Source organism: Planktotalea sp. (assembly GCF_039984035.1).
Taxonomy (GTDB): Bacteria; Pseudomonadota; Alphaproteobacteria; order Rhodobacterales; family Rhodobacteraceae; genus Planktotalea.
On the sequence record NZ_JBDWVM010000265.1, the window covers coordinates 1 to 8,415 of the forward strand.

9 protein-coding genes are annotated in these 8,415 nt (G+C 54.2%); 5 read left to right on the forward strand and 4 right to left on the reverse strand.

What is annotated here, in order from left to right; all coding sequences use genetic code 11:
- The 4 genes from ABJQ89_RS12050 to ABJQ89_RS12065 all read left to right on the forward strand — a co-directional run.
- Positions 1-774 (forward strand): extracellular solute-binding protein (locus ABJQ89_RS12050; protein ID WP_348496477.1); only part of this gene is annotated, 774 nt, incomplete at its 5' end.
- A 100-nt stretch (positions 775-874) separates the two neighbouring features.
- Complete coding sequence (locus tag ABJQ89_RS12055) at positions 875-1,885, forward strand: sugar ABC transporter permease (protein ID WP_348496478.1); 1,011 nt, start codon at positions 875-877, stop codon at positions 1,883-1,885.
- Positions 1,885-2,718, forward strand: coding sequence for a carbohydrate ABC transporter permease (locus ABJQ89_RS12060; protein ID WP_348496479.1), 834 nt, complete (start codon positions 1,885-1,887; stop codon positions 2,716-2,718). Before ABJQ89_RS12055 ends, ABJQ89_RS12060 begins: the two co-directional genes overlap by 1 nt.
- Before the next feature lie 6 nt (positions 2,719-2,724).
- The gene (locus ABJQ89_RS12065; protein ID WP_348496480.1) at positions 2,725-3,780 is read left to right on the forward strand and encodes an ABC transporter ATP-binding protein; all 1,056 of its coding nucleotides are present in this window, start codon (positions 2,725-2,727) and stop codon (positions 3,778-3,780) included.
- Here ABJQ89_RS12065 and ABJQ89_RS12070 read toward each other — a convergent pair.
- Entirely contained in the window at positions 3,777-4,640 is an 864-nt protein-coding gene (locus tag ABJQ89_RS12070) for a LysR family transcriptional regulator (protein ID WP_348496481.1), read from the reverse strand. The two genes, ABJQ89_RS12065 and ABJQ89_RS12070, sit on opposite strands and share 4 nt — an antisense overlap.
- 75 nt (positions 4,641-4,715) lie before the next feature.
- Here ABJQ89_RS12070 and ABJQ89_RS12075 point away from each other — a divergent pair, with 75 nt between their 5' ends.
- Positions 4,716-5,138: a PaaI family thioesterase gene (locus ABJQ89_RS12075; protein ID WP_348496482.1), complete on the forward strand. Its 423-nt coding sequence runs from the start codon at positions 4,716-4,718 to the stop codon at positions 5,136-5,138.
- A 119-nt stretch (positions 5,139-5,257) separates the two neighbouring features.
- On the opposite strand, the gene ugpC is transcribed toward ABJQ89_RS12075, so the two are convergent.
- The 3 genes from ugpC to ABJQ89_RS12090 form a co-directional block, all read right to left on the reverse strand.
- Complete coding sequence (gene ugpC / locus ABJQ89_RS12080) at positions 5,258-6,292, reverse strand: sn-glycerol-3-phosphate ABC transporter ATP-binding protein UgpC (RefSeq protein WP_348496483.1); 1,035 nt, start codon at positions 6,290-6,292, stop codon at positions 5,258-5,260.
- Entirely contained in the window at positions 6,280-7,734 is a 1,455-nt protein-coding gene (locus ABJQ89_RS12085) for a mannitol dehydrogenase family protein (RefSeq protein ID WP_348496484.1), read from the reverse strand. Before ABJQ89_RS12085 ends, ugpC begins: the two co-directional genes overlap by 13 nt.
- Positions 7,731-8,415, reverse strand: a 685-nt coding sequence (locus ABJQ89_RS12090; protein ID WP_348496485.1) for a carbohydrate ABC transporter permease, incomplete at its 5' end; no start/stop codon positions are given. The genes ABJQ89_RS12085 and ABJQ89_RS12090, both read right to left, overlap by 4 nt.

An 8,415-nucleotide genomic window follows, 5' to 3' on the forward strand; every position in this document is an offset into this window, starting at 1 on the left:
ATCGATGCAGTCATCACCGACTGGGACAGCTACCTCGACTATGGTCGCAAGCTCAAAGAACAAAACGTCTTCCTGATCGCGGACGCGGGTGATGTGGCAAACGTCATCATCAACACAACAGTGAAAGAAGGCGAAGGCCTCTACTTTGACGAAGATGGCAATTCGCTCATCACGTCCGAGCGTTTCGTAAACGCTTTTGAGACCGCAAAAACAATCCGCGAAGAGGGCCTTGATGGTCAGATCGGCGCTTGGTCCAACGAATGGTATGACGCCTTCAAAACAGGTACGGTTGCGACGCAACTTTCTGGTGCTTGGCTACTCGGTCACCTGCAAAACTGGATGGCGCCAGACACCGCTGGCCTATGGGGTGCATCTAACCTGCCAGACGGCATCTATGGATCTTGGGGCGGCGGTTTCCTTGCCATTCCAAAGCAAGTTGAAAACAAGCACGCGGCTTGGGACTTCATTAAGTACCTGACAACTGACCCAGACCCACAGCTCTCCGCGCTTGCAACGATCGGCGCGTTCCCGGTTCTGACATCCACATACACGGATGCGTCCTTTGACGAGCCACTTCCATTCCTCGACGGTCAACCAGCGCGTCAGCTCTTTGCTGAAGTCGCGCAACGCGTTCCGGCAGTTGTTCCAATGGACGGTGATCTGATCGCAAAAGATGTTGTTGGCGGCGCGCTTCAAGAAGTGCTCAACGACGGCAAAGACGTCATGAGCGCACTAAAAGATGCGGAGCGCCTCGTGCTGCGCCGCACCCGTTAAGAGCTACTACAGCTCTTCGTTTCAGGCCGTTTAGACACTTTCCTTCATTCCCTGTCTGACGGCCTGACTCACATTACGACCCAAACGAGCAGGCCATACCATGCACCCCTCTGAGGAAACCCAAACAACGACGCCAACCGTCTTGCACTCACCCGCAAGCCGCCGCCGTCGTCAATGGATCAAAAAGCTCACGCCTTGGCTGTTCATCAGCCCCTATCTCATTTTGTTTGTGGTCTTCACCGCCTTCCCGCTGGGCTGGTCCGTCTACCTGTCCTTTCAGGAATGGAATCCCGTCGCTGGCCTATCGTCGATGGAATACGTCGGCCTCAAGAATTACGAACTCGCCGTCACGGACCCATGGTTCTGGAAATCGCTCTACAACACGGTTTGGCTCGCCATCGTGTCGGGCGTGCCCCAACACCTGATCGCGATCCCCGTCGCCTACTTACTGGTCATCGGCCTAAAATCAGGCGCACGTCACTTTTATACCGCCACCTTCTTCGTGCCCTACATCACATCAACCGTCGCCGTATCGCTGATCTTTTACACGATCTATTCAGGCAACACCGGTATTCTGAACCAAGTGCTCGTCTGGTTCGCGAACCTGCCTGTGATCAACTACTTCTTCGGGTGGATCAACGACGCCATGCCCATTCGCTGGCTCTCAAGCACCGATCTCATCAAACCCTCCATCGCATTTGTGGTGATCTGGAAATACACGGGCTTCAACCTGGTGATCTATTCCGCCGGCTTCCTAACCGTCAGCAAAGACATGTATGACGCGGCCAAAGTCGACGGCTGCACGCCGTGGCAACAATTCTGGCACATCGCATTGCCCATGATCCGCCCCTTTGCCTTCTTTGCGGTCACCATGTCGATCATCGGCAACCTACAGCTCTTTGAGGAACCCTTCGTTCTGACCGCTGGCCAATCAGGCGGCGTGGGCCAATCGGGCCTCACAGCGTCCTACTACCTCTACCTCGTTGGTTGGGAATGGCTCGAGATGGGCGCAGCTGCGGCGATCTCTTGGGTGCTCTTCATCTTCATAGCAATCGTGACCTCGGTCCACTTCTATTTCAACGGCCGCAAGGGCCTAGAGGGAGACCGCTAATGAGCACCCTAAGAGCCAAAATACCGACATACAGCATGCACGCCATGCTGATCTTCGGTCTGATTGTCACCGTGTTCCCCTTTGTATGGGTCGCCCTCATGGGCACGCATTCACGCTCGGAAATTTACTCGGTTCCGCCTCCCTTCTATGTCGGGGACGACCTACTTGCGAATTACGAAAAACTGCTCGACATCATGCCATTCTGGCAGGTGCTTTGGAACTCGCTCTCTATCTCGATCCTCGGCACAGTCAGCGCAGTCTTCTTCTGCTCGCTCTGCGCCTATGGCTTCTTCGCCTACGACTTTCGCGGCAAGAACATCGTCTTTGGTATCATGGTCGCCTCCATGATGGTGCCGCCTGTGCTCACCATCATTCCCTTCTTCCTGACCGTAAAATTCCTCGGCATCCTCGATACCCATTTCGCGCTCTGGTTTCCGGGCATGGCCAACGCATTTGGCATCTTCCTCGTGCGCCAATACATGACCACATCCATCTCGCGCGATCTGATCGACGCGGCCAAGGTCGACGGCTGTTCACCCTTCCGCATCTATTGGTCCGTCGTACTGCCCCTGATCAAACCGGCCCTCGCGACGCTTGCCATCGTGATGTTCATCGGCCTTTGGAACAACTTCCTCGGCCCGCTAATCGTGCTCTCATCACCAGATAAATTCGTGCTGACCCTCGCATTGCGCTCGGTCCAGTCACTGGCCAACTCCCCATGGGGGGCAATCATGCTGGGCACCTTCCTGTCGATGGTGCCGCTCCTGCTGGCCTTCGCTTTCTTCTCTAAACAAATGATCGCGGGCCTCACGGCCGGCGCGGTCAAAGGATAACGCCCCATGGCAACGATCGAAATCAAGAACCTCACCAAATCGTTCGGCGCAGCGAAAGTCTTGCACGACCTCAACCTGCAAGTGGAGGAGGGCGAATTCGTCGCGCTCGTCGGCCCATCCGGCTGCGGTAAATCCACATTGCTCCGCATCCTCGCTGGGTTGGAAGAACCGACATCTGGCGACATCCTGATGGACGGGGCAGAGGTGAATGACCTCAACCCCAAGGAACGCAACATCGCGATGGTGTTCCAATCCTACGCACTCTATCCGCATATGACAGCGGGGCAGAACATCGGCTTTAACCTGCGTATTTCAGGCATGAAAAAGGCCCAGATCGCCGAAGAGGTCAACAAAGCCGCCGACATCCTTGATCTTAAACCACTGCTTGATCGCAAGCCAAGCCAGCTCTCTGGCGGCCAACGTCAACGCGTCGCCATGGGCCGCGCGCTGGTGCGCAATCCAGCGGCCTTCCTCTTTGATGAACCGCTCTCCAACCTTGACGCAAAACTGCGTGTGCAAATGCGCGACGAAATCAAAACCCTGCACACCAAGGTAAAAACCACCTCTATCTACGTGACCCACGATCAGATCGAGGCAATGACCCTCGCAGATCGTATCGTCATTATGAAGGACGGCCGCATCCAGCAGGTCGGCAGCCCGTCCGAGCTGTACACAAACCCCGCCAACCGCTTTGTTGCAGGCTTCATCGGCTCACCCGCCATGAACTTCCTGCCCGCGGAACTCACAGCCAGCGGTGCGCTAAAGCTTTCCGAAACCGCGCAAATCATGTTGCCTGCCATTCCAATGGACGTGGTCGCTGGCAAGGTCGACGCTGGCATCCGCCCCGAACATTTCACCATCGATCCAACCGGCACCGCCCCGATCAAGGGGGAGGTCATCTCAATCGAACCCACAGGCGCGCAAAACCTGATCCGCGTCCGCATCGGCGCAGGCGTCGCAACCGTCATCGACAACGCCCTCCTGCCCATCACCGCAGGCGAGCCCGTCGCGCTCAACGTCGCTTTGGAAAAGATCAAAGTTTACCCGCCAGAAGAAAGCTAACCAGCGATTGGCCCGTCTTTGAAAGATCGAATGATCCAATCCTTCACCGCCAACAAACGCGGTGAAGTCAGGCTCGTGTGGTGCGAGGTCAACCAAATTTCCCGATCAGGGACGGGCGGCGCTTTGACTTCAACCAATCCCATTTTCAAGGCCATCTCCCGTGAGCCCAGGGCAATTCCAGCCCCAGCTTGCGCGCCGCGCAGCAAGGCACGCGAGCTCGTGCTTTGACACACCACATTGCCGGCCAAGCTATGATGGCGGACCCAATTCACCTCTGGAATATCCCCGAAAGCTGTGGAGATCGCCAACAATTGCTCGGTGTTCAAATCGATATCTTCAGACGCGCGCGTCCCTAGATAATCAACCGATGCAAACCAACCCAAAGCAATGCGCCCAATCTGACGCGCTTTTAGATTAGGCTCCTTCGGCCTGAACATCCTAACCGCCAAATCTGCCTCAACCCTGTTCAAGTTGGATACGGACGCCTCTGATATCAAATCCACCCTTGCGTGCGATTGCACCTGCGCCAATCGCGGTGCCAAATAGTCCGAAATGATCGGTTCAGTCGCTGAAATACGCACCAATTCATGCGATCCAGCTTGGCGTTGCCTTGAGACAAATTCATTGAGACGATCAAACTGGCTTTGCATCCCGCTCGTCTCTTCCAGCAGGCTTAAGCCAAGCGGGGTCAACGCCGTTCCCGTCTTTCCGCGCACCAAGAGCGGTCCATCAAACAACGCCTCCAATCGATCAACCTTACGGCCAATCGTAGCAACAGAGGTATCCGAGTGTTTCGCCGCTTCCGACAGTGATCCTGTCTCAGCAACCAGCAAGAATGCTTCGAGTGCGTTCCAATCCATATCTTTTCATATGTGAACAACAACTATGCAACAATCGCACTTTTGGGAAAACCAAGCGTCAAACATATTGGCGTCATGGAAAAACCAGAAAACAAACCCGTCGCCACCCTCCCGATCATCAAAGCACTTACCGCTGTTCCGGGGCTCAATCAGCTCACCCAAACCGAAGCACTTGCATGCGAAAATGGGTTCGCCGAATTGGCCATGCCCTTCGATCCGACCTACACCCAACACCACGGATTTCTCCACGGCGGTCTAATCGCGTACCTCGCAGACACGTCAATCGCGTGGTCAGCAGCCTCTCTTGTCGGTGACGTGCTAACATCAGAATTCCGCGTGCATTTTCTCGCACCGGGCAAAGGCCAACGTTTCATCGCACGCGGCAACGTCATCAAAGCCAGCCGCCGTCAGGTCGTCGCAAAAAGCGATGTCTTTGCAGTGAACGACGGCGTTGAAAAGCTCATCGCGACAGCAACGGGAACCTGCCTTGTCGCATAAACGATGGAATAGTGACGAGATTATTTAACATAACTCTCATTATAGGCATTCCAGATGCAAAAAGCGCGCTGCAGTACCTTCATACTGCAGCGCGCTTAAAATTTCAGATCGTCGCAAACTTACTTGCTAAGACCGGTGTTCTTATCAAAGTAATGCGCCAGCTCAGGCTTGATGGTGAAGCCGATCATTGACCCCTTCTCACCCGCTGGTGGCTTTTCAGTCTTCGCGATGAACTCAGAGCCCTGCGCCGTCACAAGATGCACAAGCGCATATTCACCGAGGTTCTCAACCAGCTCGAGCTTGCCTTCCACAACCGCATCAGCAGCCGCACATGGCACAAGGTGCTCAGGGCGCAGACCAACTTGCTCGTCAGCCGTCAATGTGCGGCCAAGGATGCCAGAGGCACCGCTGGACAGATCAGCATCGTTGAAGAAGTTCATCTTCGGGCTACCAATGAACTGCGCAACAAACGCGTTCGCCGGGCGCTCATACAGCTCGATAGGTGAACCCACCTGCTCTACCCGACCGTCGCGCAGAACAACGATCTTATCAGCAAGCGTCATCGCTTCGACCTGATCGTGTGTCACGTAGATCATCGTTGTTTCAAGACGCTCGTGCAGACGTTTGATTTCAAGACGCGTTTGAACACGCAACGCCGCATCAAGGTTGGACAAAGGTTCGTCAAACAGGAACACTTCAGGGTCACGCACAATCGCACGGCCAATCGCCACACGCTGGCGCTGACCACCAGACAGGTTACGTGGCGCACGATCCAGATAATCCGTGATTTGTAGAATTTCCGCCGCCGCACGAACACGCTTGTCGATTTCCGCAGGATCGGTTTTCGCCTGCTTCAGACCAAAGGCCATGTTCTTGTAAACCGTCATATGCGGATACAAAGCGTAGGTTTGGAACACCATCGCAACGCCGCGCTTGGAAGCAGGAACATCATTCACTTCCTCTGCGCCAATTTTGACGGAGCCACCGGAAATCTCTTCCAGACCAGCAATCATTCGGAGCAATGTGGATTTACCACAACCAGACGGGCCAACGAAAACGACGAATTCACCATCTTCGATGTCCAGATCAACACCGTGCATGACTTGTGTGGCGCCGTAGCTTTTAACGACATCTCTTAAAGTTAGACCGGCCATTTTTGCTCCAATTCAGCGATTTCTTTGCGCAGGGTTTCTACGAAAGCAGGATAAGTTTCAGGAATATCGCCCCAAAGCAGGCGCGATGTTAGAAATGCGTCAGTCCCGAGCATTCCCTCAAGCTCGTCCCAACGTGGTTCAATGTATTTAAAGGGAATTTTGCCAGCGACGACGTGCTGTGCAAATACATGCCAACTCGCGATGCTGCGAATGGCATGAATGGGCATAATGCCCTGTTTAAAACACCCGTTCAGGGTCGGGCGAACGAAGATAGGAAACTTAGCCATGCCATCGGCACAGATACGTTCCACCGTGTCGCCAATAGCTACGTTGCCAAAGCGCGCAGCGATCTTTTCCAGATAGTCAGCCTTGGAAAATGGCAATTCAATCGTGATCGCAGGAAGCACTTCTTGCGTTTCAAACCCGTTGAAATGCTCCAGCAAATGCGGCACGCGCATCGCTTCATCAAAGGTTTCAAGACCCTCAAGCGCAGCAAGATATATCAGCGCGGTATGCCCACCGTTGAGAACACGAATTTTCGTTTCCTCATAGGGATCAACATCGCCCGTCACCGTGACACCGGCTTTGGATAGATCAGGCATCGGGCCAGCGGCCTTATCCTCAAGCACCCATTGGATGAAATCTTCCGCCAAGATGGGCGATGTGATCTCAGCGCCCAATTGTTCGCTGAGCTCAGCGCTGAGCGCATCAGGACTGCGCGGAGTAATGCGATCCACCATGGAACATGGGAATGCAACATTCAGCTCCGTCCATTGCGCCAATTCGCTGTCGCCGCAGGCCTTCAGATAGGCATACATATTGCGATTGAGCATCTTGCCGTTCTGGCGAATGTTGTCGCAACACGCGATCGTCAAAGGCGCGCCAGTTGACTGCATACGGCCACGCAACGCAGTGCGAAGATAGCCATAAACGCTGGTTGGTGCCCCACCCTCAATCTCTGCCGCAATGATAGGATGCGTAGGATCAAGATCACCGTTGGGATCGGTGTAATACCCGCTTTCTGTCACGGTAATCGTTACCAAGTGCACTGTGGAACGTGACAGTAAAGCTTCGGTCTTTTCCACCTCTTCGTTCCAATTCAGGAACTCGACATGGCTAGACACACGGCGCAATTCAACATCTCCAGTCGCCGAAATCGACTTCAGGAAATATCCGTCGTTCGCTTCAATATCTGAACGAATTGCGTGCAATGTTTTTGCTTCACTAGGTCGCAAGTTAACCGCCGCGATGCCCCAACGTAGGTCACCGGTTTTGTCCATATAGTCATCAATGTAGACAGCTTGGTGCGCGCGATGGAATGCGCCCATACCGAGATGTACAACACCGACGTCACACTGCGATCGATCATAGCGAGACGCAGAAAACAGAGAGTGTAAGCCGCCCGCGACAGGGCGACTTGAGAGATTTGCGTCAACGATCACTTCACAGCTCCGAATGTTAGACCTGCAACGAGCTGCTTCTGACAGAACCAACCAAGGATAACGATTGGAGCAATCGCAGCCGTGGAAACCGCAGACAGACGTCCAAAGAACAGACCTTCTGGCGCTCGGTTACCCTCGATCAAGGTCGACAGTGTCGCCGCATCGATGGTTGTCAGACGCACAGTCCAATAGGCTTCGTTCCAGCAGAAGATGAACGTCAGCAAGGCTGTTGATGCGATACCGCCCCATGCCAGTGGGATCAGGATGTCTTTGATCTCGCCCCATGTGCTCACACCATCCATCTTACCCGCTTCGATGATCTCTTTCGGGATCTCTTTGAAGTAGGTGAACAGCATCCAGATCACGATCGGCAGGTTGATCAGGCAAAGCACCAGGATAACTAGGAAATGCGTGTCATAGATCGACAGAATGTTCTTCGTCAGGAAGGTCATCGGATACAGAACCGCCGCCGCAGGAAGCATCTTCGTGGACAGCATCCACATCAGAATATCTTTCGTGTGGCGCGATGGGTTGAACGCCATCGCATAGGCCGCTGGAACACCGACAGCCAACGCAAACAACGTGGCGAAGGATGACGTGATCACCGAGTTAATGGCAAAGCGCCAGTAATCGTAGTTCTCCGTCATGTTCGTGTAGTTCTCAAGCGTCGGCGTGAAGCGG

Coding starts and splice junctions, on each gene's coding strand:
- ABJQ89_RS12055 (WP_348496478.1), top strand. CDS start 875: ATGCACCCCTCTGAGGAAACCCAAACAACGACGCCAACCGTCTTGCAC.
- ABJQ89_RS12060 (WP_348496479.1), top strand. CDS start 1,885: ATGAGCACCCTAAGAGCCAAAATACCGACATACAGCATGCACGCCATG.
- ABJQ89_RS12065 (WP_348496480.1), top strand. CDS start 2,725: ATGGCAACGATCGAAATCAAGAACCTCACCAAATCGTTCGGCGCAGCG.
- ABJQ89_RS12070 (WP_348496481.1), bottom strand. CDS start 4,640: ATGGATTGGAACGCACTCGAAGCATTCTTGCTGGTTGCTGAGACAGGA.
- ABJQ89_RS12075 (WP_348496482.1), top strand. CDS start 4,716: ATGGAAAAACCAGAAAACAAACCCGTCGCCACCCTCCCGATCATCAAA.
- ugpC (WP_348496483.1), bottom strand. CDS start 6,292: ATGGCCGGTCTAACTTTAAGAGATGTCGTTAAAAGCTACGGCGCCACA.